The 25,670-nt window shown below is 73.0% G+C and carries 26 protein-coding genes, 2 tRNA genes and 1 other RNA gene; 12 read left to right on the top strand and 17 right to left on the bottom strand.

Annotated features, from left to right (window positions below; genetic code table 11):
• Window positions 1-1,074: DNA polymerase III subunit gamma/tau (gene dnaX, locus B351_RS0111185; RefSeq protein WP_019399134.1), on the bottom strand; the 1,074-nt coding region annotated here is incomplete at its 3' end.
• 143 nt (window positions 1,075-1,217) lie between these two features.
• Here dnaX and B351_RS0111180 point away from each other — a divergent pair.
• Window positions 1,218-1,310: transfer RNA gene (locus B351_RS0111180), tRNA-Ser, on the top strand.
• 504 nt (window positions 1,311-1,814) lie between these two features.
• Here B351_RS0111180 and B351_RS0111175 read toward each other — a convergent pair.
• Window positions 1,815-2,186, bottom strand: coding sequence for a YciI family protein (locus tag B351_RS0111175; RefSeq protein ID WP_019399133.1), 372 nt, complete (start codon window positions 2,184-2,186; stop codon window positions 1,815-1,817).
• Window positions 2,187-2,373: 187 nt separating this feature from the next.
• Between B351_RS0111175 and B351_RS16730 the strand changes: the two genes are divergently transcribed.
• Genes B351_RS16730 through B351_RS17145 form a run of 3 tightly spaced genes read left to right on the top strand, consistent with a single transcriptional unit; the run spans window position 2,374 to window position 4,666 of the window.
• Complete coding sequence (locus tag B351_RS16730; RefSeq protein ID WP_019399132.1) at window positions 2,374-3,711, top strand: helix-turn-helix domain-containing protein; 1,338 nt, start codon at window positions 2,374-2,376, stop codon at window positions 3,709-3,711.
• On the top strand, window positions 3,708-4,247 hold the full coding sequence (locus B351_RS17150) for a DMT family transporter (RefSeq protein ID WP_050992201.1): 540 nt from the start codon (window positions 3,708-3,710) through the stop codon (window positions 4,245-4,247). The genes B351_RS16730 and B351_RS17150 overlap by 4 nt, the downstream gene beginning before the upstream one ends.
• Window positions 4,244-4,666 carry an EamA family transporter gene (locus B351_RS17145; protein WP_019399131.1) on the top strand — a complete coding sequence of 141 codons (423 nt, stop codon included), beginning with the start codon at window positions 4,244-4,246 and terminating at the stop codon, window positions 4,664-4,666. Before B351_RS17150 ends, B351_RS17145 begins: the two co-directional genes overlap by 4 nt.
• A gap of 75 nt (window positions 4,667-4,741) precedes the next feature.
• On the opposite strand, the gene B351_RS0111160 is transcribed toward B351_RS17145, so the two are convergent.
• A complete protein-coding gene (locus B351_RS0111160; RefSeq protein ID WP_019399130.1) occupies window positions 4,742-5,740 on the bottom strand; it encodes an AraC family transcriptional regulator in 999 nt (332 codons plus the stop codon).
• Window positions 5,741-5,814: 74 nt separating this feature from the next.
• Here B351_RS0111160 and B351_RS0111155 point away from each other — a divergent pair, with 74 nt between their 5' ends.
• The 3 genes from B351_RS0111155 to B351_RS0111145 all read left to right on the top strand — a co-directional run bounded on the left by B351_RS0111155 (window position 5,815) and on the right by B351_RS0111145 (window position 8,681).
• Entirely contained in the window at window positions 5,815-7,044 is a 1,230-nt protein-coding gene (locus tag B351_RS0111155) for an MFS transporter (protein WP_050992200.1), read from the top strand.
• Between the two features lie 11 nt (window positions 7,045-7,055).
• Window positions 7,056-8,084: an NADP-dependent oxidoreductase gene (locus B351_RS0111150; RefSeq protein WP_019399128.1), complete on the top strand. Its 1,029-nt coding sequence runs from the start codon at window positions 7,056-7,058 to the stop codon at window positions 8,082-8,084.
• A 117-nt stretch (window positions 8,085-8,201) separates the two neighbouring features.
• Window positions 8,202-8,681 (top strand): hypothetical protein, encoded by a 480-nt coding sequence (locus B351_RS0111145; protein ID WP_125076154.1) that lies wholly within the window; start codon window positions 8,202-8,204, stop codon window positions 8,679-8,681.
• A 113-nt stretch (window positions 8,682-8,794) separates the two neighbouring features.
• Here B351_RS0111145 and ffs read toward each other — a convergent pair.
• From ffs to B351_RS0111110, 8 genes are all read right to left on the bottom strand, one after another.
• Window positions 8,795-8,885: signal recognition particle sRNA small type (ffs, locus tag B351_RS17370), an RNA gene on the bottom strand.
• Window positions 8,886-9,048: 163 nt separating this feature from the next.
• Window positions 9,049-10,119: a beta-propeller fold lactonase family protein gene (locus B351_RS0111140; protein ID WP_019399126.1), complete on the bottom strand. Its 1,071-nt coding sequence runs from the start codon at window positions 10,117-10,119 to the stop codon at window positions 9,049-9,051.
• Window positions 10,120-10,140: 21 nt separating this feature from the next.
• Complete coding sequence (locus B351_RS0111135; RefSeq protein WP_019399125.1) at window positions 10,141-10,605, bottom strand: molybdenum cofactor biosynthesis protein MoaE; 465 nt, start codon at window positions 10,603-10,605, stop codon at window positions 10,141-10,143.
• A gap of 1 nt (window position 10,606) precedes the next feature.
• Window positions 10,607-10,852 (bottom strand): MoaD/ThiS family protein, encoded by a 246-nt coding sequence (locus B351_RS0111130; protein WP_026010628.1) that lies wholly within the window; start codon window positions 10,850-10,852, stop codon window positions 10,607-10,609.
• A complete protein-coding gene (gene moaC / locus B351_RS0111125; RefSeq protein WP_026010627.1) occupies window positions 10,849-11,358 on the bottom strand; it encodes a cyclic pyranopterin monophosphate synthase MoaC in 510 nt (169 codons plus the stop codon). The genes B351_RS0111130 and moaC overlap by 4 nt, the downstream gene beginning before the upstream one ends.
• Window positions 11,359-12,378, bottom strand: a complete 1,020-nt coding sequence (gene moaA, locus B351_RS0111120; RefSeq protein WP_019399122.1) for a GTP 3',8-cyclase MoaA — start codon at window positions 12,376-12,378, stop codon at window positions 11,359-11,361.
• Entirely contained in the window at window positions 12,375-13,136 is a 762-nt protein-coding gene (locus B351_RS0111115; protein WP_019399121.1) for an MBL fold metallo-hydrolase, read from the bottom strand. The genes moaA and B351_RS0111115 overlap by 4 nt, the downstream gene beginning before the upstream one ends.
• A 1-nt stretch (window position 13,137) precedes the next feature.
• Window positions 13,138-13,887 (bottom strand): 3-deoxy-D-manno-octulosonic acid kinase, encoded by a 750-nt coding sequence (locus tag B351_RS0111110; protein WP_019399120.1) that lies wholly within the window; start codon window positions 13,885-13,887, stop codon window positions 13,138-13,140.
• Window positions 13,888-13,917: 30 nt separating this feature from the next.
• On the opposite strand from B351_RS0111110, the gene B351_RS0111105 reads away from it, so the two are divergent.
• Window positions 13,918-14,955, top strand: a complete 1,038-nt coding sequence (locus B351_RS0111105; protein WP_019399119.1) for a glycosyltransferase family 9 protein — start codon at window positions 13,918-13,920, stop codon at window positions 14,953-14,955.
• 42 nt (window positions 14,956-14,997) lie between these two features.
• Window positions 14,998-18,045: a hypothetical protein gene (locus tag B351_RS0111100; RefSeq protein ID WP_019399118.1), complete on the top strand. Its 3,048-nt coding sequence runs from the start codon at window positions 14,998-15,000 to the stop codon at window positions 18,043-18,045.
• Here the strand turns inward: B351_RS0111100 and B351_RS0111095 are convergent.
• Both B351_RS0111095 and B351_RS0111090 read right to left on the bottom strand, forming a co-directional pair.
• On the bottom strand, window positions 18,021-18,428 hold the full coding sequence (locus B351_RS0111095) for a DUF6165 family protein (protein ID WP_019399117.1): 408 nt from the start codon (window positions 18,426-18,428) through the stop codon (window positions 18,021-18,023). The genes B351_RS0111100 and B351_RS0111095 overlap by 25 nt on opposite strands.
• A gap of 364 nt (window positions 18,429-18,792) precedes the next feature.
• Window positions 18,793-18,883, bottom strand: a tRNA-Ser gene (locus B351_RS0111090).
• A gap of 159 nt (window positions 18,884-19,042) precedes the next feature.
• Here B351_RS0111090 and B351_RS0111085 point away from each other — a divergent pair.
• A complete protein-coding gene (locus B351_RS0111085; protein WP_019399116.1) occupies window positions 19,043-19,747 on the top strand; it encodes a PP2C family serine/threonine-protein phosphatase in 705 nt (234 codons plus the stop codon).
• A 9-nt stretch (window positions 19,748-19,756) separates the two neighbouring features.
• Here B351_RS0111085 and dnaQ read toward each other — a convergent pair whose 3' ends face one another.
• Genes dnaQ through B351_RS0111070 form a run of 3 tightly spaced genes read right to left on the bottom strand, consistent with a single transcriptional unit; the run spans window position 19,757 to window position 21,630 of the window.
• On the bottom strand, window positions 19,757-20,500 hold the full coding sequence (gene dnaQ / locus B351_RS0111080; protein WP_019399115.1) for a DNA polymerase III subunit epsilon: 744 nt from the start codon (window positions 20,498-20,500) through the stop codon (window positions 19,757-19,759).
• Between the two features lie 10 nt (window positions 20,501-20,510).
• On the bottom strand, window positions 20,511-20,957 hold the full coding sequence (gene rnhA / locus B351_RS0111075; RefSeq protein ID WP_019399114.1) for a ribonuclease HI: 447 nt from the start codon (window positions 20,955-20,957) through the stop codon (window positions 20,511-20,513).
• Window positions 20,958-20,970: 13 nt separating this feature from the next.
• Complete coding sequence (locus B351_RS0111070) at window positions 20,971-21,630, bottom strand: hypothetical protein (RefSeq protein ID WP_019399113.1); 660 nt, start codon at window positions 21,628-21,630, stop codon at window positions 20,971-20,973.
• Window positions 21,631-21,642: 12 nt separating this feature from the next.
• On the opposite strand from B351_RS0111070, the gene gloB reads away from it, so the two are divergent.
• Both gloB and B351_RS0111060 read left to right on the top strand, forming a co-directional pair.
• Complete coding sequence (gloB, locus tag B351_RS0111065) at window positions 21,643-22,401, top strand: hydroxyacylglutathione hydrolase (protein ID WP_026010625.1); 759 nt, start codon at window positions 21,643-21,645, stop codon at window positions 22,399-22,401.
• Window positions 22,398-23,552: a lytic transglycosylase domain-containing protein gene (locus B351_RS0111060; RefSeq protein WP_019399111.1), complete on the top strand. Its 1,155-nt coding sequence runs from the start codon at window positions 22,398-22,400 to the stop codon at window positions 23,550-23,552. The genes gloB and B351_RS0111060 overlap by 4 nt, the downstream gene beginning before the upstream one ends.
• 86 nt (window positions 23,553-23,638) lie before the next feature.
• On the opposite strand, the gene B351_RS0111055 is transcribed toward B351_RS0111060, so the two are convergent.
• On the bottom strand, window positions 23,639-25,603 hold the full coding sequence (locus B351_RS0111055; protein ID WP_019399110.1) for a peptidyl-prolyl cis-trans isomerase: 1,965 nt from the start codon (window positions 25,601-25,603) through the stop codon (window positions 23,639-23,641).
• Between the last annotated feature and the right edge of the window lie 67 nt (window positions 25,604-25,670).

The following is a 25,670-nucleotide window of genomic DNA, read 5'->3' as shown; positions in this document are numbered from 1 at the left end:
GGGCCGGAACGCCAGCATGCGCAGCACGCTCATCTCGAAGCCGACCCGCGGCGCCGGGGCCAGGTCCAGGTCGCGGCGGCCGTTGATCGCCATCTGGTACCAGATCTGCACCACCTCCGGCCGCACCCGGCCGGCGTAGGCGTCCACGTCGATGCCCTCGTCCTCGCGCCGCGCGCCCGGCACCAGCTGCCGCACCTGGATCCGGTGCAGCGCCTCGGCCAGCGCCTCCAGCACGTTGCCCCAGTCAGGGGCGAACCCGGCCAGGCGCTCGACCGTGGCCAGCAGGGCCTCTCCGTTGCCGTCGGCCAGCGCATCCAGCAGCGCCGCCACCTGGGTGCGGTCGACGCTGCCGAGCATGGCCCGCACTGCATCCTCGCGCAGCGCGCCGCCGGCGTAGGCGATGGCCTGGTCCAGCAGCGACAGGCCGTCGCGCAGGCTGCCGTCGGCCGCGCGCGCCAGCTGGCGGATCGCCCCGGCGTCGGCCTCGATGCCCTCGGCGGCCAGGATCTTCGTCATCTGGCCTTCGATCTGGCCCTCGTCCAGCCGCTTGAGGTTGAACTGCAGGCAACGCGACAGCACCGTGACCGGCAGCTTCTGCGGGTCGGTGGTGGCCAGCAGGAACTTCACGTGCCCCGGCGGCTCCTCCAGGGTCTTCAGCAGCGCGTTGAACGCCGCCTTGGAGAGCATGTGCACCTCGTCGATCAGGTACACCTTGTACTGCCCGCGCGAGGGCATGTACTGCGCGTTCTCGATCACCTCGCGGACGTCGTCCACGCCGGTGTTGGAGGCCGCGTCGATCTCCAGCAGGTCGATGTAGCGCCCGGCGTCGATGTCCTGGCAGGCGGCGCACTGGCCGCAGGGCTCGGCGCTGGTGCCCTTCTCGCAGTTGAGCGACTTGGCGAAGATGCGGGCGATGGTGGTCTTGCCCACGCCGCGGGTGCCGGTGAACAGGAAGGCATGGTGCACCCGCCCGCTGTCCAGGGCGTTGCCCAGGGCGCGGACGACGTGTTCCTGCCCGACCAGCTCGGAGAACCGCTTCGGGCGCCACTTGCGGGCGAGGACCAGGTAGGACATCGGCAGACCACGTTCGGCCGGGTTTCCGGCAGGACCGGCATTGTGCCATGCCCGCCGCGCCGGCCGCCCCGCGCTTGTGGCAAGGCCGCGCGGGCGCTAGAATCCCCGGCCCTGCTGGCCGTTGCGACGGCCCGGCAGGTTCCGGAGAGGTGTCCGAGTGGTTGAAGGAGCACGCCTGGAAAGTGTGTAGGCGGCTAAACACCGCCTCGGGGGTTCGAATCCCCCTCTCTCCGCCAGATACGAAAAGCGAAGGCCCCCGCAAGGGGGCCTTTTTCGTGTCTGGCGGAGAGATGGGCTGGTTCAAACCCCTCACGGTTCGACCACCCGCGTAGCAGGTGGCGCGAGGCGCGCAGCGGCTCGCAATCCCTCCTCGCGCTGGCGGAGAGAGGGATCCTGACTCGAACCACCCGAGGCACCGGGACACCGGAAAACCTGAAGGATCGGCAGGCTCCTGCTCGCACGGATGGAGCACCGGCGAAGCCATCACCAGGCGGCGAGGCCGCACAGGCCGATTGCCCCCATTCCCCGTCACCGAAGCCTCCCAGGCATGGAGCGAACTGCGCAGACGCGGCGAGAACGCCTTCGGAACACTTCCGTCGCCCACGCCGGTAGTGGCATGACCTGGGTCGCGCCACGGCGACAAGTACGGGGTGCCGCCAACGCGCCTGCTCCCCGGGTGCGCTTCGCTCAGCCGGGCTACGCGCCAGCGCCTTGCCCACGGCGATGCGAGCTTCTCCTGCTCAGCTGGCCTGGCAGAACTCCAGCGGCACCAGCTCCACCGCCCACCCGGCTTCTTCGCCCAGCACCGCGGCCGGGTGCATCGCGGCGATCCGCAGCGCCTCCTCCTCGCTGTCGGCCTCGATCACGAACAGGCCGCCCACCACTTCCTTGGACTCGGCGTACGGGCCGTCGCTGATGCTCGTCCTGCCGCCGCGCGGGCGCAGGGTCTTGCGCGCCGGCGGCTCGGCCAGCGAGGCCGAAAGGCGCATCCTGCCGGTGGCCTGCATCTTCCGGTCCAGCTCCGGGCATTGGCCGACGAGTGCGGCGACGGCCTCCGGCGCCATCGCGGCGAAGGCTTCGGGGGAGTAATAGGCCAGGCCAAGGTATTTCATCGCGTTCCCTCCATGGGACTGCCCGCACGACGAGCCGGCGGACCGGATATCGACCGGCGGCGGTGCCGGCGATGATGCGGCCGGGCGGCACGTCCTGGCCCGTTTCCAGCGCCGCGTGGCCCGGCCGGCGCTTGTTGGCCCGGATGCCCCGCCATAGCATCGATCGGGCCAACCAGGCCGCCTCCCCATGCCGCGCAGCGCCGTCCTTGCCTCCGAAGGCATCAGCCTCTTCCACCTGTCCGTGCCCAGCCTGGTGTTCGGGCGCGACCGCCGCGATGCCGGCCTGCCGCGCCACGAGGTGGTGGTCTGCGCGCAACAGCCCGGTCCGGTGGCCACGGCCGATGGCCTGCCCGTCGAGGTGGCGCACGGGCTGGAGGCGCTGGAAACCGCCGACATCGTCATCGTCCCCTCCTGGGGCACGCCTGAGGTCCCGGCGCCGGAGGCGGTCACCTCGGCGCTGGCGGCCGCGCATGCGCGCGGGGCGACCATCGTCGGTTTCTGCGTGGGCGCGTTCGTGCTGGGTGATGCGGGCCTGCTGGACGGGCTGCCGGCCACCACCCACTGGGCCTGGCGCGAGCGCTTCGGCCAGCGCTTCCCCACCTCCTGCTTCCGGCCCGACGTGCTGTACGTGGATACCGGCCGCGTCGTCACCTCGGCCGGCACCGTCGCCGCGATCGACTGCTGCCTGCACCTGGTGCGCCGGCGCTACGGCGCGGAGGTAGCCAACCGGGTGGCGCGCCGGCTGGTCACGCCGCCGCACCGCGACGGCGGGCAGGCGCAATACATCGAGCAGCCGGTGCCCGAGCGCGTGTCCGACGACCGCCTCGCCACGGTGGTCGAATGGGCGCGCGGCCACCTGGACCAGCCGCTGTCGATCGACACCCTTGCCGGCATGGCGCTGATGAGCCGGCGCAACTTCACCCGCCGCTTGCGCGAGGCGGTGGGTACTTCGGCCCAGCGCTGGATCGCGACCGAACGCCTGCGCCTGGCGCAGCGCCTGCTGGAAACCACCGACCTGGCCATCGATCAGGTCGCCGAGGCCGCCGGCTTCGGCACCTCGCTGTCGCTGCGCCAGCGCTTTGCCGAGGACGTGGGCATGTCGCCCTCGGCGTACCGGCGGGCATTCCGGCAATCGGTCGGGCGCGGCACATCGCTGCCATCGTGCGCGGGCCGCGCCGGGCGCAGCCCGCCGGCACGCGCCGGCACGCCATACCGCCGGCTTGCGGAGATTGGCCCGATTCCATTGCCCGCTGTCGCAAAGGCCAATGTCGGGCTTCCCGGGCGGACAGGAAGATGGCTCCCCTGCTTTCCCCCTGCGAGGTCCGCCATGCATTCCATCCGCCGCGCCCTGCCCGTGATCGACGTGCAGAACGCGTACTTCGACGGCCAGCTGCCCATCGGGTTTCCCGACCGCCGCCGCAGCCTGGCCAACATCATCGCCGCCATGGACGCCGCGCACGGCCACGTCGTCCCGGTGGTCGTGGCCCAGGACATCACCCGGGCCGCGGGAGGGAAGGCGGCATGAGCGCGCTGCCCACCCCGCCGCCGGGCCGGAGCCTGGCCGGCACCTACCTGCGCATGCTGGGCGCCACCGCGATCTGGGCGGTGACCTTCCATGTCGGCCACTACACCGCCCAGCACGCCGATCCGCTGGGCGTGGCCCTCCTGCGCTTCCTGTTCGCCGGCCTGACCCTGGCCGGGATCGCGGTGCTGCGCGGGCAGTCGCTGCGGATCACCCGGGCGCAGCTGCCGCTGGTCCTGGCCTTGGCCATCCCCGGCGTGGTCGCCTACACCCTGTTCTTCCTGGCCAGCGTGCAGAGCATTTCCGGAACCCGCGCGGCGCTGATCACCGCCGGCAGCCCGGTGATGGTGGAACTGGCGTCGATCGTGCTGCTCGGCACCGCCGCCAGCGCCTCGCGCTGGACCGGGATCGTGCTGCGCTGCTGGGCACGGCGGTGGTCCTCACCCGCGGCAACCTGCAGGACGTGGCCACCACCGTCGGCCGCGGCGAGCTGTTTGCGCTGGGCTGCATGCTGGCCTGGTCGGCGCATGTGTTCATGAGCCGGCGGATCGCCACGGTGGGCCTGAGCGCGCTGGTGGCCACCGTCTCGTCGGTGCTGGCGGGTGCGGCGCTGCTGGCGGTGCCACTGGCGCTGGGCGGCAATCCCCAGCGCGTGCTGCACTACCCGGCCGGGGTGTGGCTGTCGGTACTGCACATGGCCTGGCTGGCGACCGCGCTGGCCTTCATCTGGTTTGCCGACGGCGTGCGCGCGGTGGGCCCGACGCGTGCCTCGGTGTTCACCAACTTCGTGCCGGTGGTGGCGGTGCTGGTGGGCGTGCTGGCGCTGGGCGACCACCTGCACTGGTCGATGGCCGTCGGCGGCCTGCTGGCGGTGGCCGGAGTCTGGCTGGCCAACCGCCAGCCCGCGCCGGCCGCCGTCCGGGCCCAGCCCGCCGAACGTTCCTCCTGCCACGCCTAGGCTGCGTGCGGCCTGCCGCGGCGGTGCGCGCCTGCGGTTCCGGCAGGCCGGCCGCACCCGCCGGGCCTGCGGCGCTCAGGCGTTCCCGGCCCGCAGCGCGCTCGGCGGCACGCCCATGATCCGCTTGAACGCGCGGCTGAAGGACGCCTCGGAGTCGTAGCCCAGGCGCTCGGCCGCGACCGCCACGCGCATGCCTTCGCGCTGGATCCAGCGGCGGGCCTGGAACATCTTCACCTTGGCCACGTAGCGCGCCGGGGTCTCGCCGACGATGCGGGTGAAGGACTCGGCGAAACGCGAGCGCGAGGCCCCCATGATTGCCGCCAGCGAGGGCACGTCCCAGTTGCGCCCGGGATCGGCATGGATGGCGGCGATGACCTTGCCCAGCTTCGGGCACCGTACCGCGGCGATCCAGCCGGTGGAGTCACTGCACCCGCATTCGACCCAGGCACGGATGATGCTGGCGGCCAGCACGTCGGCCAGGCGTGCAAGGATGCCGCAGCTGCCGATGCGGTCCGCCTCGGCCTCGCGTTCCATGGCCTCCAGCAGCACCGGCACGGCCGGATCGCGGCTGACCAGTGCGCCGGCATGCATCACCTCCGGCATCATCGCCAGCAGCGGATGCAGCGGGTCGAGGTTGAAGCGCATCGCACCGCAGAACATCACGCACTCCGGCGCGGCCTGCGCGCCGGCGCCCGACACGGCCGCCGCGGCGCTGCCGTTGCCCAGCAGGTAGAGGTTGTCGGCGACCGGCTGGCGCGCCAGCGCATGGATATCGATGGCCGGGACGTCAGGCGCGCTGGCCAGCACGTGCATGCTTCCGCGCGGCAGCAGCACCGCGTCCCCGGCCCGCAGGTGCTTCCATTCCATGTGCGGCGTCCACAGCCAGGCCTCGCCGCGGGCGACGAAGTGGAAGCGCGCATCGCGCTGGGCGGGGAACGCCAGCGCCCACGGCTCGCGCATCTCGCAGCGGCCGTATTCCACGCCTTCCAGGCGCATGTCGAGCAGGACGCGGGTCAGCAGATCGCCGGCGTGCGGTTCGATCGGCCGATGCAGGCGGGAGGAATCGTCAAGCATAAGGGACTTTCCATCATTCAAACGCCCACAGCCTACGCCTAACGTGGCCGCCCTCCCCCACTTGGCTGGCTGTCATGTCCCGAACCGAGTGTTCCGTTTGCGATGCCACCACCCTGGTGGCCAATGCCGGGCCGGCGGCGCGCTGGCCGGCGGTGTTCTCCCTGACCCTTGGCGTGTTCGGCCTGGTCACCGCCGAGTTCCTGCCGCCCAGCCTGCTGACCGCGATGGCCGCCGACCTCGGCGTCAGCGAAGGCGCCGCCGGGCAGACCGTCACCGCCACCGCGGTGGTGGCGGCGATCGCCAGCCCTTCGCTGCCGGTGCTGACCGGGCGGATCGACCGGCGCCTGGTGATGCTGGGGCTGACCGTACTGCTGGTGCTCTCCAATGCCATGGCGGTGTGGGCCAGCGACCTGTGGACCCTGCTGGCGGCGCGGGTGGTCCTGGGCGTGGCCCTCGGCGGCTTCTGGTCGATGGCCGGGCCACTGGCCATGCGCCTGGTCCCGGAGGCGTGGTTCGCGCGGGCGATGGCGCTGGTGCTGTCGGGCGTGTCGCTGGCCACCGTGTGCGCCGCGCCGGTTGGCGCGTGGATGGGCGATACCTGGGGCTGGCGCAGCGCGTTCATCGCCGCCGGCGTGCTCGGCCTGGTGACCCTGGCCACGCAGTGGCTCACCCTGCCGAAGCTGCCGGCGCGCGGTACCGCCGACCTGCACACCCTGGTCCGGCTGCTCGGGCGCCCGCCGGTGCGCGCGGTGCTGCTGGCGGTGCTGCTGGTGATCTCCGGGCACTTCGCCGGCTTCACCTACGTGCGGCCGCTGATGGAAAACGTCGCCGGCCTGCCGATCGGCGCGATCTCGGCGGTGCTGCTGGGTTACGGCATCGCGGGCTTCTTCGGCAACCTCGCCGGCGGCCACGTGGCCGGGCGCAGCGAGCGCATGGCGGTGGTCCTGGGCAGCGCCTCGATCGCGGTGCTGGCGGCGGCGATGCTGGTGGCCGGACACTGGGCCGCGCTGACTTCGGTGGCGATCGTCCTGTGGGGCTTCGCGTTCGCCGCGTTCCCGGTCGCGTTCCAGGTCTGGATCATGCGTGCCGCGCCGGACCAGGCCGAGGCCGCCAACGGCCTGGTGGTGGCCGCGTTCCAGGTCGCCATCGCCAGCGGCGCCATCGGTGGCGGCGTCCTGGTCGACAGCATCGGCGCGCTGGGCGGGCCGCTGTTCGCGCTGGTGGCGATGTCGCTGGGCGCGGCGCTCACGCTGAAGTTCGGGCCGCGCGGCGGTTCGCCGGTCGCGGTCGCGCCCGGACACTGAGGAGGCCAACCGTGGAAGCTCCCCTCCGCAATCGCCGCCTCGTCCTGGCCGCCCATCCGCGCGGCCTGCCAACCGAGGACGACTTCCGCCTGGAAACCGCGCCCGTTCCCGGACCCGGCGAGGGCCAGGTGCTGCTGCGCACGCTGTTCCTGTCGATCGATCCCTACATGCGCAACCTGATGGACCAGGCGGGCCCCGGCTATGCGCCACCGGTGCCGCTGGGCGGCACCATGCCCGGCGGCACGATCAGCCGGGTGGTGGCCTCGCGCCACCCGGGTTTCCAGTCCGGTGCGCTGGTGCAGGCCAACGCCGGCTGGCAGGACTACGCGCTGTCCGACGGCAGCGACCTGGTCCCGGTGGATGGTCTGGCGCGCCCCTCGCTGGCGCTGGGCGGCCTGGGCATGCCGGGATTCACCGCCTACGTGGGGCTGCTCGACATCGGCCAGCCGCGGGCCGGCGAAACCGTGGTCGTGGCCGCGGCCACCGGTGCGGTCGGCGCGGTGGCCGGGCAGCTGGCGCGCCTGCATGGCGCGCGCGTGGTCGGCATCGCCGGCGGCGCGGACAAGTGCCGGCATGCGGTGGAGGTGCTCGGCTTCGACGCGTGCATCGACCATCGCGCACCGGACTTCCGCACCCACCTGGCGGCCGCCTGCGCGGACGGCATCGACGTGTACTTCGAGAACGTCGGCGGCGCCGTGCTGGATGCGGTGCTGCCGCTGCTGAACCCGCATGCGCGCATCCCGCTGTGCGGCTTCATCGCCCACTACAACCAGGATGGCCCTGCGGCCGGACGCGACCGGCGCCCCGCCCTGCTGGCCACCCTGCTGTCCAAGCGCGTGCGCATGCAGGGTTTCATCATCCTCGACCACTACGCCAGCCGCTTCGCCGCGTTCCGGCGCGACATGGAGCCGTGGGTCGGCGAGGGCCGCATCGTGCTGGTGGAGGACGTGGTCGACGGCCTGGAGCAAGCCCCGGCGGCGCTGGCGGGCCTGCTGCAGGGACGCAACCTCGGCAAGCTGGTGGTGAAGGTGGCGGAGTAGCGCGTCACCCAGCGCCCCCCGGTTCCAACCGGCCGCCCCGCCATTGGCTGGCCGCCCTCTTCCGCCACCGCTGCGGCCCTATGCTGTGGCCTTCCCGCGACCGCCACGGAGCCCGGAATGACCACCAGCCGCCAGGGAACGCGAGGCACCCGCGGGCGCATGGCCCGGCTTGCACGCCAGGCCTGCCGCGCGATGGCCGCCGGCATCGCCCTAGTGCCCGCGGTGCAGGTGCCGGCAGCCACAGCGGCGCAGGTGCTCGAATGCGTGGTCGAAGGCGAGCCGCCGGAGCGCATGCGCGTCGGCGACGGGGTCTGGCAGGAGTGGGATGGCACCGCATTCTCGCCGCCGCTGTGCGGGCGTCGCGCCGGCGACCGCCGCCAGCGCGTGGCCTGGAGCTGCCGATGGCAGCCGCATGCGTGGACGCTCGAGTACGCCTCGGTCGACCGCCAGAGCCATGGCGTCTACCGCCGCGTGGAGACCCTGGATCCGCGTACCGGCGCCTACCACCGCCGCATCACCGACGACACCTTCGTGCTCGAAGGCGGCACGCGGCTGGAGTTCAACGCCTACGGGCAGTGCCGGGTGGTGGAGCACTGAGGCGCGCGCCCCGGTGCGATCCCGTGGCCGAGGCGGCCAGGACGCTCGCCACCGCGCGCGATGCCAGGGGCCGTTTCGCAGCTTTCCAGGGCCCCGGAAGGGTGGCGGCCCCGCCGGCTTGCCTCGGCGCCCGCGTCGATCGATACCGTTGCTGCCTTCCGGCCCTGGCGGGGTTTTCGACCTAGCGTCGCGAGGGGCCGACGGGGCCACCATAGACGCGGGCCGCGCAGCGCGCGGCCCGGTGAGGCGCGCATTCTAGCCCATCGCCGCGGCGCGGCGCCAATGGCGGTTCAGGAACGCGCGGGCCATGGTCCCGGCGTTCGCGGGGGACGCCGCGCGAACGCAAGGGCCTGGCGCGGGGCGCGGCTCAGGGCGCCACGTGCGCGGGTGCGGCGGCCGGCGCCGGCGGCACGATGGCCAAGGCATCCGGCTCGTCGCCGGTGTACCAGCGCTCCACCACCTTCCAGCGCGCGGTATCGACCACCGCGACCTGGTTGCCGCCGCTGATGGCGACGTAGACGCGGCGGCCATCCGGGTCGGCGACGGCGCCAATCGGCAGGGCCGCGCGGCCAAGCATGGTCTGGCGGTACTCGGCGCCCGGCTCGGCCAGCGCCACCACCGCCAGCGGCCGGCGCTGCAACACCGAGAACACGCCCAGGGTCGCGGCGCGGGCGTTGGTCACCAGCGCATGCTGGCCGTCGGCGCTGAAGCCGACCCGGATCGGGAAGCCGGGGCTGTCCAGGGTGGCGATCACGTCCAGCGTTTCCGGATCGTGCACGGTGACGGTATCGGCCTCGCGGTTGCTCACCCACACCGAACCGTCGCGGGCCACGGCGATGCCTTCGGCGCCATCGCCGGCCGGCTTCTCCAGCACTTCGCCGGTGGCCAGCTCGACCCGGGCCACGGTCCCGGCCTCGACCTTGGCGACATAGGCGTGGCGGCCGTCCGGCGACAGCGCCAGCATGTGTCCCTTGCCGGGGCCGATGTCGAACACGCGCTCGATGCGGCCGTCCAGGCGGACCTGCAGCAGTGCGTCGCTGCCCTCGGTGGTGACCAGCAGGTGCCCGCCGTCGTGGGTGAAGCGCATCCCGTGCGGGCGGGTGTTGGCCCCCAGGTCGATCCGGCGCAGCAGCTGGCCGGCGTGGGCGTCGTACACGCCCAGGGTATGGCCAGGCTCGCGGTGGCCGTACTCGCTGACCACGGCGATGCGGCCGTCGCGGCTGACCACGATCTCGTGCGGCGCCGGCGCGGTCGGGGCCTCGCCCAGGCGCTGGCCGTCGGCCAGCGACAGCCGCCACAGGGTGTTGGCGGCCTTGTTGCCGACCAGCAGGGTGCCAGGCGGCGCCGGCAGTTCCGGGGTGCCGGCGGCGGCGCTGCCGGCGACGGCGGCGATGGCGAACAGGGGGGCGGCCAGGCGCAGGGGGAATGCGATCGCCATGGGAAGGTCTCCGGTTGCCCGTCAGGACGGCTGCGGCGGGCTGCCGGGTCCGTCCGGGTGCAGCCATTGTGGCGGGCCGTCGGTATAGCGCTCGTGTTTCCAGATCGGCACCCGCGCCTTGACCTGGTCGATGACGTAGCGGCAGGCATCGAAGGCGGCGTCGCGGTGCGCGGCGCTGGCCCCCACCCACACCGCCAGCCCGCCCACCGGCAGCTCGCCGACCCGGTGCACGCAGTGCACGCCGGCGACGGCGAAGCGCGCCACGGCTTCCTCGACGATGCGCCGCCCCTCCTCCAGCGCCAGCGCGGCGTAGGCCTCGTAATACAGGCCGCCGACCGGGCGGCCGTCGTTGTGGTTGCGGATCCAGCCCTCGAAGCTGGCATAGGCGCCGGCCTCGTCGCGCAGCAGGCCCTCGCGCAGCGGGGCGATGTCGAACGGTGCATCGGCCAGTTCGAAGCGGGCCAGCGGGGTACGCGGATCGCCCATCTCAGCCTCCCGATACCGGCGGGATGAACACCACCTCGCTGCCCTCGCGCGGCGGATCGGACCAGGCGGCGAAGGCGCCGTCCATCGCCACCCGCAGGCGTTCGCGCGGCCAGCGCAGGCCGTGGCGGGCCGCGACCTCGGCGTACAGCGCCGCCAGGTCCGCCGCGGCGGTCTCGACTTCCTCGCGCTCGCAGCCAGCCGCGTCGCGCAGCGAAGCGAAGTACAGCAGCGCCACCCTCGCCATCATCCCACCTGCCCGAAGTCGCGCTTGCCGCCGCGCTTGCCCAGCAGCTTCGCCGGGCCCAGCACGATGGCATGCGACAACGCCTTGGTCATGTCGTAGACCGTCAGCGCGGCCACGGTGGCGCCGGTCAGCGCCTCCATCTCCACCCCGGTGCGCGCGGTCGTGCGCGCGGTGCACTCGATCCGCAGCTCGCGTTCGCCGTGCCAGTCGATGGCGATGCGCACGCCTTCCAGCGGCAGTGCATGGCAGAACGGGATCAGCTCGTGGGTGCGCTTGGCGGCCATGGTGCCGGCGATCACCGCGGTGTCGATGATCCCGCCCTTGCTGGAGCGCATGCCGCTGGCGCGCAGCTGCGCCGCCACCGTCGCCGGGAACGCGACCCTGCACTGCGCGGTGGCGCTGCGCGCGGTCACGTCCTTGGCGGATACGTCGACCATGGCCGGTCGGCCTTCGGCATCGACATGGGTCAGCGCGGCGGGCGCGCGGCGGGAAGACGTGCGTGTGGCCACTCAACCTCCGATCAGGTACATCTCGATGGGCCGGCGCGCCGGCGCCTGGCCGCGGATTTCGCTGTAGCGGTCCTCGCGCGCCGACCACAGCCGCGCCACCGCTTCGGCCACGCCCTGCCCGCCGCCGGCCAGCGCCGGCCTGAGGTCGTGGCCGCGGTCTGCGAACAGGCAGGTGTAGAGGTGGCCATCGGCGGAAACGCGGGCGCGGTGGCAGTCGCCGCAGAACGGCGCGCTGACCGAGCTGATGAAGCCGACCTCGCCACCACCGTCGGCGAAGGCGTAGCGCTGCGCCACCTCGCCGGCGTAGCTGGCGGCCAGCGGGCGCAGCGGCCAGCGCGCGGCGATGCGCGCGCGCAGTTCCTCGGCGCGCACCACCTGGGCCGGGTCCCAGCCGTTGCAGGTGCCCACGTCCATGTACTCGATGAAGCGCACCACGTGGCCGCTGCCGCGGAAGCGCTCCAGCAGCGGCAGCACCTGGTCCTCGTTGACCCCGCGCAGGACCACGCAGTTGAGCTTGATCCGGTCGAACCCGGCCGCTTCGGCGGCGGCGATGCCTTCCAGCACCGCGCCGACCTCGCCGCGTTGCCCGGACATGGCCCGGAACACGTCCGGATCCAGCGCATCCAGGCTCACCGTCAGCCGGCGCAGGCCCGCCTCGCGCAGCGCGCGCGCCTGCGCCGCCAGCAGCGCGCCATTGGTGGTCAGGGCCAGGTCCTCGATCCCGGGGATGCGCGCCAGGCGCGCGACCAGCCCGGGCAGGTTCCGGCGCAGCAGCGGCTCGCCCCCGGTCAGGCGCAGCTTGCGCACGCCCACCTGGACGAAGCCGCGCACCAGGGTCTCGATCTGGTCGAAGGACAGCCGGTCGGCGGCATGGGTGCCGTGGTCGTCGGGCACGCGCTCGGCCGGCATGCAGTAGCCGCAGCGGAAGTTGCAGGCGTCGATCACCGACAGGCGCAGGTCGCGCAACGGCCGCCCGAGCCGGTCCCGGGGCAGCGGCGCGCGGGCCTGCACCGCGCTCATGAAGCCTCCGCCACCGGCGCGGTGGGCTCGGCCAGGGCCAGCACCTGGCCGGGGCGGCCCACGGCATAGCCGCGGGCGGCCAGCGCCTCGCCGTCGGCGGGGCTGGCGTAGTGGTAAAGCACCATGCGCTGGCGCAGCTCGGCCGGATACTCGCGTTCCAGGTCCTCGATCCCGGTGTGCGAGGGATTGCCGACCAGGCCGCAGTCATGGGCCACCAGCTCGCCGGCATCGGCGTAGCGCGCCAGCGTCTCCGGGATCGGACGGGTATCGCCGCTCCACACCAGGCTGCCGCGCAGGCGCAGGCCGAAGGCGGTCTCGGGCCAGTGGTGGCGCACCGGGAACACCTCCAGGCGCACGCCCTCGTGCCAGAAGGCATCGCCCACCGGCACCAGCTGGAACGCATCCCAGAAGTTGGCGCCGCCCTCGGCCAGGACGTTGGGGTAGTCGCCGATGCGCCGGTGCAGCAGCGGCACCACCGGCGCCGGCACGTACACGCGGATGCGGCCGCGCCGCGCCGGATCGAAATAGGCGGAAACGAACAGGCGCTCGAAGCCGGCCACGTGGTCCAGGTGGACGTGGGTGACGAACAACGCGTCCGGATGGCCGCCGTAGTGCTGCTCGAACGCGGTCAGGCCCTCGGCGCCGCAATCGATGGTCAGCCAGGGACGGCCGTCGCGCTCGAGCGTGGCCATGGGCGAGCCCAGCGCCACCGCCGAGGCATTGCCCACGCCGTGCAGCCGCAGCGCCCAGGCGGCCATCTCAGCAGCCCCGGTTCCAGGACAGCTCGTAGGCGCGGCGCAGGCGCGAGAAGTCCTTCTCCACCTCCTCCACGCTGCGCTGGCCGCGCAGCTTCAGCAGCGAGCGCAGCAGCCGGCGCAGGTTGGCCTCGCGCCAGCCGGTGGCGGGGATGCGCATGCGCCCGCGGTCGAAGTCGATCAACCAGCCGCGGCCGTTGCCGTCGAAAAGGATGTTGTGCGCGTTGAGGTCGGCGTGCTCCAGGCCCTCGCGGTGGAAGCGCGCGATCAGGCGCCCGGTCTCCTCCCACGGCGCGCCGCTGCCGGCCACCTGGGCGCGGTCGGCCAGCGAGCGCACGCCCTCCAGCCGCTCCAGCAGGATCGCGGCGCGGTAGAACGCCCCCTGGCGCAGGTACGAGGCGGCCAGCGGGCGCGGCACCGGCAGGCCGCGCTTGAGCAGTTCGCGCATCAACCGGAACTCGGCGAAGCTGCGGGTACGGGCGGCGCCGCGCCACACGTAGCGGTCGCGGCTGATCGCGGCGGCCAGGCCGCCGCGCAGGTAGTGGCGCAGCACCGACGGGCCGAACGGCGCGTCCACGAACCAGGCGCCGCCGCGGCCGCCGGAACCCACCGGACGCGCGCGTTCGCCCCAGGCCGCGGGCGAGAACAGTTCCGGCCCGGCTTGCCGCAGCCGTTCGCGGTCGAACAGAATGGCGCCGTAACCGCTGCCGGCGCGGTAGGGCGACAAGGCTTCGTTTGCGTCGAACGCGACCATCCTCGCGAGTCTAACAACACCCCGAGACCGATGCGCCCCTCGATCTGCCTGCTGCGCCTGTCCGCCCTGGGCGACGTCACCCACGTGGTCCCGCTGGTACGGACGCTGCAGCGCGCCTGGCCGGGCCTCCACCTGCACTGGATCATCGATCCGGGCGGCCGGCGCCTGCTGGAAGGGCTGGAGGACGTCACCTTCCACGTCTACGACAAGCGCAGCGGCCTGGCCGGGATGCGCGCCTTGCGCCGGCAGCTGCCGGCGGAGCGGTTCGACGTGTTGCTGCAGCTGCAGGTGGCGGCGCGCGCCAACGTGCTGTCGGCCTTCGTGCCGGCGCGGCGCCGGGTCGGCTACGACCGTTCCCGCTCCAAGGACCTGCACGGCCTGTTCATCAACGAGCGCATCCCGGACCGCCCGGGCATCCACGTGCTGGACGCCATCGGCAGCTTCTGCGAGCCGCTGGGCCTGGTCCAGGACAAGGTCGAGTGGAACCTGCCGGTGCCGGCCGAGGCGCATGAATGGGCCGCGGCGCAATGGCCGGACGATGGCGCCCCGGTGCTGATGATCTCGCCCTGCTCCAGCCACCAGCGCCGCAACTGGTACCCGGACCGCTACGCCGCCCTGGCCGACCACGCCGCCGCGCGCGGCTGGCGGGTGGTGCTGTGCGGCGGCCGCAGCGGGCTGGAGCGCAGCACCGCCGATGCCATCGTCGCGGCCATGCGCGCCCCGGTGCTGGACCTGGTCGGCAAGGACACCCTCAAGCAGCTGCCGGCCCTGCTGGCGCGCGCCGACCTGCTGGTCACACCGGACTCCGGGCCGATGCACATCGCCAACGCCATGGGCACGAAGGTGCTGGGCCTGCATGCGGCCAGCAACCCGGCGCGCAGTGGCCCCTACTCGGACCGCCGCTACTGCGTGGACCGTTACGACGACGCGGCGCGCAAGTACCTCGGCAAGCCCGCCGCGGCCCTCAAATGGGGCACCAAGATCGAGCACGAAGGCGTGATGGAACTGGTCACCGTGCAGGATGCCATCGAGGCCTTCGAGCGCTACCGTGCCGACCATGGCCGCTGACGCCCAGATCCGGACCTGATGCGCCGGGCCGACGACGCAAGGTTGCCGGCCCCCGTCCTGCCCGCCGCCGCGGTGCTGGGCCTGTTCGTGGTTTCCGGCTTCGCCGGGCTGGTCTACCAGTCGCTGTGGTCGCATTACCTGGGCCTGGTGCTGGGACATGCGGCGTACGCGCAAAGCCTGGTGCTGGCGATCTTCATGGGCGGCATGGCCCTGGGCGCCTGGGGCGCGGCGCGGCTGGGCCTGCGCTGGCGCCGGCTGGTGCTGGCCTATGCGGCGGCCGAGGCCGCGATCGGCGTGCTGGGGCTGGCCTTCCACCCGGTGTTCGTTGGCTATACCCGGCTGTCGGAGGGCGTGCTCGCCGCCCTGGGCGACGGCCTGGCCGCACAGCTGTATCCGTGGCTTAGCGCGGCCCTGTTGATCCTGCCGGCCTGCATCCTGCTGGGGGCGACCTTCCCGCTGCTGAGCGCCGGCTGGATCCGCGCCCGCCAGGGCCAGGACGCGCGCGTGCTGGGCGGGCTGTACTTCGCCAACAGCCTGGGCGCGGCCGCCGGTGCGCTGGCCGCGACCTTCCTGCTGCTGCCACGGCTGGGCATGCCCGGGGCGCTGGCGGCGGCCGGCCTTGCCAACCTGCTGGTCGCGGCGGTGGCGGCGTGGCTGGCACGCGGCGACGGCGTGGCTGCAACGCGGGCAACGGCGGCCTCAGCGCCCGATGGCGCGTCCGCGCGGCACAGCCCGCTGCTGCGCGCGGTGCTGTGGGCCGGGCTGCTGTCGGGTGCCTGCTCGTTCGTCTACGAGATCGGCTGGATCCGCCTGCTCAACCAGGCCCTGGGCACCACCGTGCACAGCTTCGAGCTGATGCTGGCCGCGTTCCTGCTGGGCCTGGCCGGCGGTGGCGCCTGGGTCCATCGTCGCGGCGGCCGCCTGGACGATCCGCTGCGCACCGCGGCGATCGCCCAGGTCGCGATGGGCGTGGCGGCGTTGCTGTCGTTGCTGGCGTTCGCGCAGTCCTTCGACTGGGCCGCGGCGCTGGTGCAATCGCTATCGCGCACCGACGGCGGCTACCGCCTGTTCCTGCTCGGCAGCGCCGGGGTGGCGATGGCGGTGATGCTGCCGGCCGCGTTCTTCGCCGGCACCACCCTGCCGCTGTTCACCCTGGGCCTGCTGCGCGCCGGCGGTGGCGAGGCATCGATCGGACGGTTGTACGCGGCCAATACCGTCGGCGCGATTGCCGGCGTGCTGCTGATGACCCACGTGCTGGTGCCATTGCTGGGCGTGCGCCTGGGCCTGGTGCTGGCCGCGGTGGGCGACATCGCCATCGGTTTCTGGCTGCTGGCGCATGCGCGCGGCGAACTGCAGCCGGCGCGGCTGGCCGCGCTGTCGGGAAGCGCCGTGGCGGCGCTGCTGCTGGCCCTGGTGTGGGGCCGGGCGGATCCACGCACCCAGCTCTCCGGCGCGTTCCGCACCGGCCACGCGCGGCTGGACGCTTCGCTGGAGGTGCCGTTCCTGCGCGACGGCAAGACCGCCACCATCGGCGTGGTCCGCTCCGGCACGTACGGGACCCTCTCGCTGCTGACCAATGGCAAGTCCGACGGTGCCATGGCACAGGACCTGGAGCGCCCGCCCGGCGGCGACGAGCTGACCATGGTGAGCCTGGGCGCGCTGCCGCTGGCGCTGCATCCGCAGCCGCGCCAGGTCGGGGTGATCGGCTGGGGCCTGGGCCTGTCCACGCATACCCTGCTGGGCAGCGACCGGGTGCAGCGGGTGGAGACGGTGGAGATCGAGCCACTGGTGCACCGCGCCGGCGCGCAGCTGTTCGCGCGGCGGATCGCGCGGGCGCTGCAGGATCCGCGTTCGCAGGTGCATTTCGACGACGCACGCCGGTTCTACGCCAGCGGCCGGCGCCGCTACGACGTGATCGTGTCCGAGCCCTCAAACCCCTGGGTCAGCGGCGTGGCCGGCCTTTTCACCACCGAGTTCTACCGCTTCCTGCACGGCCACCTGGCCGAGGACGGGTTGCTGGTGCAGTGGCTGCAGAGCTACGAAATCGACGATGCGCTGCTGGCTTCGATCCTGGCCGCGCTGCTGGAGAACTTCGCCGACGCGCGCCTGTACCTGGCCCAGGACAACGACCTGGTGGTGGTCGCCTGCCGCAGCACCTGCCCGGCGGCCGACGCGGCGCGCCTGCGGGTCACCGGCGAACTGGCCCGGGAGACCGCGCGGGTCGGGCTGGATGGCGATGCCGCCCTGGCCGTGCGCGAACTGGGCGGCCGCGCCCTGCTGCAAACCTACGTCCGCGCCCTGGGCGCCGCCCCGCACAGCGATTTCCATCCGCAGGTCTCGCTGCAGGGCCCGCGGACGCGCTTCCGCGCCGACCGTGCCGACACCCTGCAGCGCCTTGCCGACAACGGCCTGCCGGTGCTGGACCTGATGGAGGGACGGATCCTGCCGCCGGCCAGCGAGGCCGTCGCCGCCCTGCCCGGGCACAGCGTGCTGCAGGCGCGGCAGCGCGCGATCGCGCTGGCCGCGGCGCTGTCCGGGCAGCCGCGCGCCACGCCCCTGCCGGCACGCCAGCACGAACTGGCCGAGGCCGAACACGAGCTGCAGGCGCTGCTGGGGCTGTCGCAGGGTCCGGTCGCCGACCTGGCCACCTGGACCCGCGCCGCGGCCGCGGTGGCGGCGGCCACCCTGGGCCACCTGCCGCCGCAGGACCTGGAACGGGTCTGGATCGCGCCGGCGTGGATCCAGCGCGACGTCCAGCCGGCGGCCGTGCGCGCGGTGCTGGACCTGTACGCCGCCGCGGCCGCGCGCGATGCCGAAGCCATGCTGCGCACCGGCGAGGCGCTGCTGCAGCGGCCGGAGGCCTATCCGCTGGAACTGCAGGAACAAGCGCTGGTGCTGGCCCAACTGGGCGCGCTGGGTTCAGGCCGCGCGGAGGAGGTCGAGCGCCTGCACCGGGGCTACGGCGTGGCCCTGCCCCATGGCGAGCGCCTGCGCATGGTCCGGCACCTGGTCCGGGTACGCGGCCTGGAACTGGCCGCGGCCGGGACAGCGGCCGGCGACGCGGCTCAGGGCGTAGCGCCGGTGCGGTAGTCCTGGTAGGACTTCTCCTCGACGTAGGCCGAGCCCAGCGCGAGGTTGATCTCCTTCTTCACCCGCGCGCGCTCGTCGTTCTCGAAGTACACGCTGCGGGCCAGGCGCACGAACTCCTCGTCGAACTCCTGCGCGCGTTCCTTGAGCCGGATCTCGTCCTCGATGTCCCACAGCCGCTCGTTGACCGCCTTCAGGCGGGCACGCAGCTGGGCGATGTCGCGGTTGGCCGCCGGATGCGCCATCCAGGTCTGCTCCAGCGCCGACAGCTCCTTGCGCACGTTGGCCAGCTTGGCCTCGTCGGTCATGCGCTCGGACTTGATCTGCAGGATCGCGATCTTGTCCAGCAGTTCGCCAAAGGACACGGGGACGAGGATTTCGGACATGGGGAACAGCCAGGGGATTGGAAAGGCGCAAGTCTAGCGCCTGCGGCGAAACCGAGGCTGAAAGGCATTCCCCCGCAGCCTTCTCCGGCGGGCCGGCAGCGCCCCTCCCGGGCGTGGAGCGGAGTCCGTCGGGGGCCTGCGGGGGCTTCGCCGGGCATGCCACGCTGAGCCCGGGGATTCACTCGGCCTGCGGGCCCGCCCTTCGGGCGGCTTCGCCGTGCAAACCGCTGCGCGGTTTGTGACGAGGCGCTGCGCGCCTCGCGCCACCCTCTTCGCGGGTGGTCGAACCAAGGGGTTCGAACCAGGCCACCCCTCACCGGATGCAAATAAAAAGGCCCCGCGAGGGGGCCTTTTCATTTGCATCTGGCGGAGAGGGGGGGATTCGAACCCCCGAGGCGCTATAAACGCCTGCCTGATTTCGAGTCAGGTACATTCAACCACTCTGCCACCTCTCCGGTGGCCCGGCCGCAGCCGGGGCGGGAATGATACGTGGCGCGGCGCGCGCGGACAAGCCAAGCGTGCCGGCGGGCCGCCCCCGCAAGCAAACCTTGCCCGCGGCACGGCCGGCCCGGATGATTGCACGCTACTCCAGCGCAGCCTCGCCCCGGGCCTTCATGATCGAATTCGGACACCTCACCCACCCCGGCCTGCGCCGGGCGCTGAACGAGGACACGTACTACGGCGACAGCGAGCTGGGGCTGTGGCTGGTGGCCGATGGCATGGGCGGGCACGCCTGCGGCGAGGTCGCCAGCGCGCTGGCGCGCGAGGCGATCGTGCGCGAGGTGCGCCAGGGCACGCCGCTGGCACAGGCGCTGCGGGTGGCCGACGAGGAGATCATCCGTGCCTCGCGCCGCCGCAACGACGCCCTGCCCATGGGCACCACGGCCGTGGTCCTGCGGGTCCAGGGCGAGCGCTTCGAGGTGGCCTGGATCGGCGACAGCCGGGCCTACCTGTGGCGCGACGGCCGCCTGGCCCAGCTCAGCCAGGACCACAGCTACGTGCAGGAACTGATCGCCCAAGGCAGCCTCACGCCCGAGGAGGCGCGCACCCACCCGCAGCGCAGCGCGGTCACCCAGGCCCTGGGCGTGACCGATCCGGCGCACCTGAAGGTGGCGACCATGTCCGGCGAACTGCGCCCGGGCATGCAGCTGCTGCTGTGCAGCGACGGGCTGACCGAGGAAGTGGACGACGCGCGTATCGCCGAGGTGCTGTCCTGGCAGGACTGCAGCGCGCAGGAATGCGTGGACATCCTGGTCGCGGCGGCGCTGGACGGCGGCGGTTCGGACAACGTCACCGCGGTGCTGGTGCGCTGCCACTGAGGCACCGGCTCAGGCCGGTTGCAGCTCGGCTTCCGGTTCCGGCAGCGGCTCGTACTGGTCCCAAAGCGCGCGCCCGGCCTTCTTGCGCAGGTGTGCCAGGCGGCGCGCATGCGCTTCCAGCTCCTCCGGCGCGGCCGCGATGCGCGGGCGCTCGCCGGCCACCGGGGCGAAGCTGACCGTGGCCACCGCCGGGCCGGTGGACGGCGCCTCGACCTCGGCGAAGCCGATCTCCTCCTGGCCGGAGGTCAGGGCGATGTAGACGTCGGCCAGGATCTGCGCGTCCAGCAGCGCGCCGTGCAGCTGGCGGTGCGAGTTGTCCACGCCCAGGCGCTTGCACAGCGCGTCCAGCGAATTGCGCTGGCCGGGGAAGCGCTCGCGCGCCAGCAGCAGGGTGTCGACCACGGTGCAGCGGTCGGCGATGCGGCCGTAGTGCTCGCCGCAACGCGACAGCTCGTAGTCGAGGAAGCCGAGGTCGAACGCGGCGTTGTGGATGATCAGCTCGGCGCCGTCGATGTATTCGAGGAATTCGTCGACGATCTCCTCGAACGACGGCTTGTCGGCCAGGAACTCCAGGGTCAGGCCGGTGACTTCCTGGGCGCCGGCCTCGAACTCGCAGTCGGGCTTGAGGTAGCGGTGGAAGTTGCGCCCGCTCGGGCGCCGCTCCAGCAGCTCCACGCAGCCGATCTCGACCACGCGGTTGCCCTTCTTCCACTCCAGGCCGGTGGTTTCGGTATCGAGGATGATCTGGCGCATCGGCGCAAGTTTACCGCGCCGCGGCCCGGGCCTGCTGGGACGCAGCGCGGGCGATCGCGTCCACGCGCTCGTTGTCCGGGTCGCCGTTGTGGCCCTTGACCCAGCGCCACTCGATGCTGTGGCGCTGGCAGGCCGCGTGCAGGCGCTCCCACAGGTCGCGGTTCTTGACCGGGTCGCCGCCGGCGGTCTTCCAGCCGCGGCGCACCCAGCCGGGCATCCATTCGGTGATGCCCTGGCGCACGTACTGCGAGTCGGTGAACAGCACCACCTCGCAGGGCTCGGTCAGCGCCTCCAGGGCGCTGATGGCGGCCATCAGTTCCATGCGGTTGTTGGTGGTGACCGGCTCGCCGCCGGACAGCTCGCGTTCGTGGGCCTTGTAGCGCAGCAGCGCGCCCCAGCCGCCCGGCCCGGGGTTGCCGGAGCAGGCGCCATCGGTGTGGATCTCGATCTTCTTCATCAGGTTTCCGTGTTCAGGCCGCCGGCGCGGCCCCGGGTCGCCGCCAGCCTGCCGGCACCGGTCCCACCGGCGCGAGCGCGCGCTTTTCGAACTCCAGCACGCACCCGGCGCGCAACGATGCCGCGCCCCCGCCGGGATTGCCAGCACTTTCGCGCGGACGCCAGCGCGGCCCGACGCAGCGCGGCGGCGCCACCGCCACCAGGCCGAGGGCGTGCAGGCGCTGGATCCAGGCGCCCAGCGGGCGCGCCGCGACCCCGGCCAGGCCGGCACGCAGGCGGTACGGGCTGTACGGGTTGAAGGTGCAAAGCCACAGCCGGCCGCCGTCCAGCAGCACCCGCTCGCACTCCTCCAGCAGGGTCTGCAGTCCCCGCGACGGGGCGTGCTGCACCACCACGTGGGCGATGCAGCCGCTGGCCACCGGCAGGGGCAGGTCGCAGCGCACGCTGCCCTGGTAGCCGCCGGCGCCGCCGCCATGGTGCAGCAGCAGGCCCCGTGCGGGCGGCGGGACCCAGTCCTCCGGGGCCTCCGGGCACAGCCACAGCCACGGCTGCACCGGCCGTTCAGCCAGGCGCCGCAGCACCCATTGGCGCTCCGCCGCCAGCAGGATCCGGCCCTGCGGGGCGCTGAACCAGGCCGGGGCACCGGGTTGACGGCGGGTGGCGGGCGCAGGCATGGTCCCGATTCTATGCGACCGACCCCGCTGCCGGCATTGCAGGACAACTATGTCTGGGCCATGGGTGCAGGCAGGGCGCTGGTGGTGGACCCCGGGTCCGCCGAGCCGGTGCTGGCCGCCGCCGGGCGCGGGATGGTGCCCGCCGCGATCCTGCTGACCCACCACCACGCCGACCACTGCGCCGGGGTGCCGGAGCTGCTCGAGCGCTGGCCGGGATTGCCGGTGGTCGCGCCGGAGGACCCGCGCATCCCGCACGCCACCGAGCGCGCCACCGACGGCGCGCGGCTGCAGCTGGCCGGGCGCGAGATCCGGGTGATCGCCGTGCCGGGGCATACCCGCAGCCATGTGGCCTATCTGGTCGAAGGCGTGCTGTTCTGCGGCGATACCCTGTTCAGCCTGGGCTGTGGGCGCCTGTTCGAGGGCGATGCCGAGCAGATGCATGACTCCCTGCAGCGCCTGGCCGCCCTGCCCGACCAGACCCTGGTGTGCTGCGGGCATGAATACACCCTGGCCAATGCCGCCTTCGCCCTGGCGGTTGAGCCGGGCAATCCGGCCCTGGTCCGGCGCCACGCCGAGGCCCGCGCCCAGCGCGAGGCCGGCCAGCCCACCGTGCCGGTCACCCTGGCCACCGAGCGCGACACCAACCCGTTCCTGCGCTGCGCCGAACCGGCCGTGCGCGAGGCGGCGGCGCACCGCCTGGGCCATGCCCCGCGCAGCGACGCGGAGTGTTTCGGCGCCCTGCGCGCCTGGAAGGACGGGTTCGGCGCATGAGGCGCGCCTGGCCCGCCGTGCTGGTGGCGTGCTCCTGTGCGGCCTTCGCCCAGGAGCCCCGCCCCGACCCGGCGGCCACCGAGCCACCCGCGCCGGCCAGCGAGTCGGCGGCGCCGGATGCGGACGCGCCGGCCGCTGACGCCTCCCCCGAGCTGCCGGAGGGCATGCGCAGCGGGCGCGAGATCTACCAGGCGTTCCTGGATGGCCTGGCCGAGCCTGGCTGCGACGCGGGCGCGACCCGCTACGAGCAACACTTCCGCCATGCGCCGGCGCGCCTGGCCGATCCGGACAGCGACGCCCTGCCCCTGTTCGGCCACGTGGTCGACGCCCTGCGCGCGGCGCACCTGCCGACCGAATACGCCCTGATTCCGTTCGTGGAAAGCGGTTACGCCCCCGGCGCGCGCAACGGCGGCGGTCCGGCGGGGCTGTGGCAGTTCGTCACCCATACCGCGCGCCACCACGGGGTGCCGGTCACCAAGCATTACGACGGCCGCCTGTCGCCGGCCGAGTCCACCCGCGCAGCGGTGCAGTACCTGCGCAAGCTCAACGGCATGCTCGGCGGCAACTGGCGCCTGACCGCGATGGCCTACAACGCCGGCGAGTCGCGCGTGCTGCGGGCGCTGCGCCATAGCGGCGAGCAGGCGCTGGAGGCCACGCCAGGCTCGCTGCAGGGCCTGTCCGGCGTCACCTATGCCTATGTCGACAAGCTCCACGCCCTGGCCTGCGTGCTGACCCGCGCCGGCGAGGAAGCGGAATGGATGGCGCGGCTGGACCGTCCGGTGCTGCACCTGGAGGCGCGCCCGCTGGAAGGCGCCGGCGGACTGGAGGCCTGGGCCCTGGGCAACGGCCAGGATCCAACGGTGCTGCGCCGCCTCAACCCTGCCCTGGGCCAGCGCTGGACCAGCCCGCCGCTGGCCCTGGTGCAGGCCATCGCACCGCCGGCGCCGGTGGCGCTGGCGCCGGTGCGTGCCACCGCGGAGGTGGAGGAAGCACCCGCGGTGGCGACCACCCGGGTGCACACCGTGCGCCGCGGCGAGTCGGCCTGGGTGATCGCCAGGCGCTATGGCGTGGCCGTGCGCCAGCTGCTGGAACTCAACAACCTCAACGCCAACAGCGTGCTGCGGCCGGGGATGCAGTTGCGCGTGGAGTGAGTGGGCGGGGCCACCCATCAAACAAACAAAAAAAAGGGGGGCGCCAGGAGGCGCCCCCGTTCTTTTGGCCCCAATCGCCGCTCCCGTCAAAGCTGGGTTTCGTCGATGCGGACCTTGAACTGGCTGCGGATGCGGCGGATGTAGTCCTCGGCCGCGGCGGCGCCGTCGATCTGGGCGAACTGCTGGCGCAGCAGGGCGCGCTGCTCCTGCGGCAGTTCCTCCGGCTTGCCCGGATGCACGGCATTGACCGCGAACACCGCCTGGCGGCCATCCGGCAGGGCGAAGCGGCCGAACGCGGCCTTGCCCTCTTCCGGCGCGGCCACGGCGAAGATGGCGCGGTTGGCCTCGCGCGAAGGCACCGGCGCGCCACGCGGCAGGCCAGGCAGCGGCATGACGCCGTCCTCGGCAGTGGCCAGCGCGGCCAGCGCCTCGCCCTTGCGCAGGCGCTCCAGCGCGGCCTCGGCGGCGGCCACCGCGGCCTTGTTGCGGCGGTCGGCACGCACCGCGGCCTCGACCTGCCCACGCACCTCGGCCAGCGGCATGGCCTCGGCCGGCTCGTGCTCCACCACCCGGATCAGGACGCTGTGCTGCGGACCGATCTGGATCGGGTCGCTGGCGGTGCCGTCCTCGATCAGGGCCTCGGAGAACGCGGCACGCTTGACCTCGGGCGCCGCGGCGATGCCGACCGTGTCGTCGCGGCTGAACGGACCGAGCTTGCGCACTTCCAGCTTCAGCTCGCGCGCGGCCGGTTCCAGCGAGGACGGGTTCTCGTAGGCCAGGTCGGTCAGGCGGCCAACCAGTTCGCTGAAGGCGCGTTCGCGCTCGGCCTGCGCCAGCTCGCGCGCCAGCTCGTCGCGCACTTCCTCGAACGGGCGCGCGGCGCCTTCCTTGACCTCGCGCAGCTGCAGCACGTGCCAGCCGAAGTCGGTCTTCACCGGGCCGCGCACCTCGCCAGCCTGCATCGCGAACAGCGCTTCCTCGAACGGCGCCACCATGGTGCCGCGCTCGACCCAGCCCAGGTCGCCGCCGGCATCGCGCGAACCCGGGTCCTCGGAATGCTCGCGCGCCAGCGCGGCGAAATCGGCACCCGGCGCGGCGGCCTGCCTGGCCAGCTCGGCGGCCTTGCGCTCGGCCGCGGCGGCGTCGCCACCCTCCGGCACGCGCACCAGGATGTGCGAGGCCAGGCGGCGCTCCGGCTCGCCGAAGCGCAGCTTCTCTTCCTCGTAGCGCTGGCGCAGGGTGGCCTCGTCGGCCGGCGCCGGCTTCGGCACCTGCTGCGCGGTCACTTCCACGTACTCGATGCCCACCCGTTCCGGGCGCATGAAGTCGGCGGTGTGCGCCTCGTACCAGGCCTTGGCGTCGTCGTCGGTCACCGCTGCGGTGTCCTCCGGCGCCGGCGGCAGCACCACCAGTTCGACGTCGCGGGTCTCGCCGGACAGGCGCAGCAGGCGGTCCAGCTCGGCGTCGGTGACGAAGGCCGAGTTGCCCACCGCCATCGGCACCAGCGACTGCCGCAGCGACTGCCGTACCAGCTCGTCGAACTGGCTCGGGGTGCGCGGCGGGTACTGCGAGGACAGCGCCATGCGGTAGGCGTCCATGTTGAACTTGCCGTCCACCTGGAATGCCGGGATCGAGGCGATGTATTCGCGCACCGCGGCGTCGGAGACGACCACGCCCTCGCGGCCGGCGGCCAGCAGCAGCGCCTTCTCGTCGATCAGCTCGTCCAGCACGCGGCGCTTGTTCTCGATGCTCTCGAACTGGCGCGGGTCGAACGCCTCGCCCTGTTGCTGGCGGGCCAGCATCCGGGCCTGCTCGAAGCGCTGGCGGAACTCCTCGCCGCTGACCTCCTGGTGCTCCCACAGCAGCGAGACCGGCCAGAAGCCGGGCGCGCCCTTCCACCACGACGGCGGCGCCTTGACCTGGGCCACGTTGTTGGCGCCCATGCCACCGAGGTAGCTCTGGTCGACGACGAAGAGGAACGGAATCATCAGCAGGGCGATGATGACCGTGGCAACCCAGCCCGATGACCGATCGCGGAGTTTCTGCAGCATTGTTAGCCCGGTGTAGGTAAGCGGCGAATGTAAGCCGCGCAGTGTAACCCGGGCCGGCGCCGCGCGG

It is taken from the genome of Pseudoxanthomonas sp. GW2 (genome assembly GCF_000283075.1).
Lineage (GTDB): Bacteria > Pseudomonadota > Gammaproteobacteria > Xanthomonadales > Xanthomonadaceae > Pseudoxanthomonas.
Note: the sequence above shows the minus strand (reverse complement) of the source record. Positions and strands in the feature narration are given on the sequence as shown.

Excerpts from the sequence above, each read along its gene's own strand:
- B351_RS0111110 (WP_019399120.1), bottom strand. The coding sequence starts at position 13,887 with ATGGTCGCGTTCGACGCAAACGAAGCCTTGTCGCCCTACCGCGCCGGC.
- B351_RS0111160 (WP_019399130.1), bottom strand. The coding sequence starts at position 5,740 with ATGCTTGACGATTCCTCCCGCCTGCATCGGCCGATCGAACCGCACGCC.
- B351_RS0111070 (WP_019399113.1), bottom strand. The coding sequence starts at position 21,630 with ATGCCTGCGCCCGCCACCCGCCGTCAACCCGGTGCCCCGGCCTGGTTC.
- B351_RS0111085 (WP_019399116.1), top strand. The coding sequence starts at position 19,043 with ATGATCGAATTCGGACACCTCACCCACCCCGGCCTGCGCCGGGCGCTG.
- rnhA (WP_019399114.1), bottom strand. The coding sequence starts at position 20,957 with ATGAAGAAGATCGAGATCCACACCGATGGCGCCTGCTCCGGCAACCCC.
- dnaQ (WP_019399115.1), bottom strand. The coding sequence starts at position 20,500 with ATGCGCCAGATCATCCTCGATACCGAAACCACCGGCCTGGAGTGGAAG.
- B351_RS0111175 (WP_019399133.1), bottom strand. The coding sequence starts at position 2,186 with ATGAAATACCTTGGCCTGGCCTATTACTCCCCCGAAGCCTTCGCCGCG.
- B351_RS0111140 (WP_019399126.1), bottom strand. The coding sequence starts at position 10,119 with ATGGCGATCGCATTCCCCCTGCGCCTGGCCGCCCCCCTGTTCGCCATC.
- B351_RS0111055 (WP_019399110.1), bottom strand. The coding sequence starts at position 25,603 with ATGCTGCAGAAACTCCGCGATCGGTCATCGGGCTGGGTTGCCACGGTC.
- B351_RS0111115 (WP_019399121.1), bottom strand. The coding sequence starts at position 13,136 with ATGGCCGCCTGGGCGCTGCGGCTGCACGGCGTGGGCAATGCCTCGGCG.
- B351_RS0111145 (WP_125076154.1), top strand. The coding sequence starts at position 8,202 with ATGACCACCAGCCGCCAGGGAACGCGAGGCACCCGCGGGCGCATGGCC.
- B351_RS17145 (WP_019399131.1), top strand. The coding sequence starts at position 4,244 with ATGAGCCGGCGGATCGCCACGGTGGGCCTGAGCGCGCTGGTGGCCACC.
- gloB (WP_026010625.1), top strand. The coding sequence starts at position 21,643 with ATGCGACCGACCCCGCTGCCGGCATTGCAGGACAACTATGTCTGGGCC.
- moaA (WP_019399122.1), bottom strand. The coding sequence starts at position 12,378 with ATGAGCGCGGTGCAGGCCCGCGCGCCGCTGCCCCGGGACCGGCTCGGG.
- B351_RS0111155 (WP_050992200.1), top strand. The coding sequence starts at position 5,815 with ATGTCCCGAACCGAGTGTTCCGTTTGCGATGCCACCACCCTGGTGGCC.
- B351_RS0111105 (WP_019399119.1), top strand. The coding sequence starts at position 13,918 with ATGCGCCCCTCGATCTGCCTGCTGCGCCTGTCCGCCCTGGGCGACGTC.
- B351_RS0111060 (WP_019399111.1), top strand. The coding sequence starts at position 22,398 with ATGAGGCGCGCCTGGCCCGCCGTGCTGGTGGCGTGCTCCTGTGCGGCC.
- B351_RS17150 (WP_050992201.1), top strand. The coding sequence starts at position 3,708 with ATGAGCGCGCTGCCCACCCCGCCGCCGGGCCGGAGCCTGGCCGGCACC.
- B351_RS0111130 (WP_026010628.1), bottom strand. The coding sequence starts at position 10,852 with ATGATGGCGAGGGTGGCGCTGCTGTACTTCGCTTCGCTGCGCGACGCG.
- B351_RS0111095 (WP_019399117.1), bottom strand. The coding sequence starts at position 18,428 with ATGTCCGAAATCCTCGTCCCCGTGTCCTTTGGCGAACTGCTGGACAAG.
- B351_RS16730 (WP_019399132.1), top strand. The coding sequence starts at position 2,374 with ATGCCGCGCAGCGCCGTCCTTGCCTCCGAAGGCATCAGCCTCTTCCAC.
- B351_RS0111135 (WP_019399125.1), bottom strand. The coding sequence starts at position 10,605 with ATGGGCGATCCGCGTACCCCGCTGGCCCGCTTCGAACTGGCCGATGCA.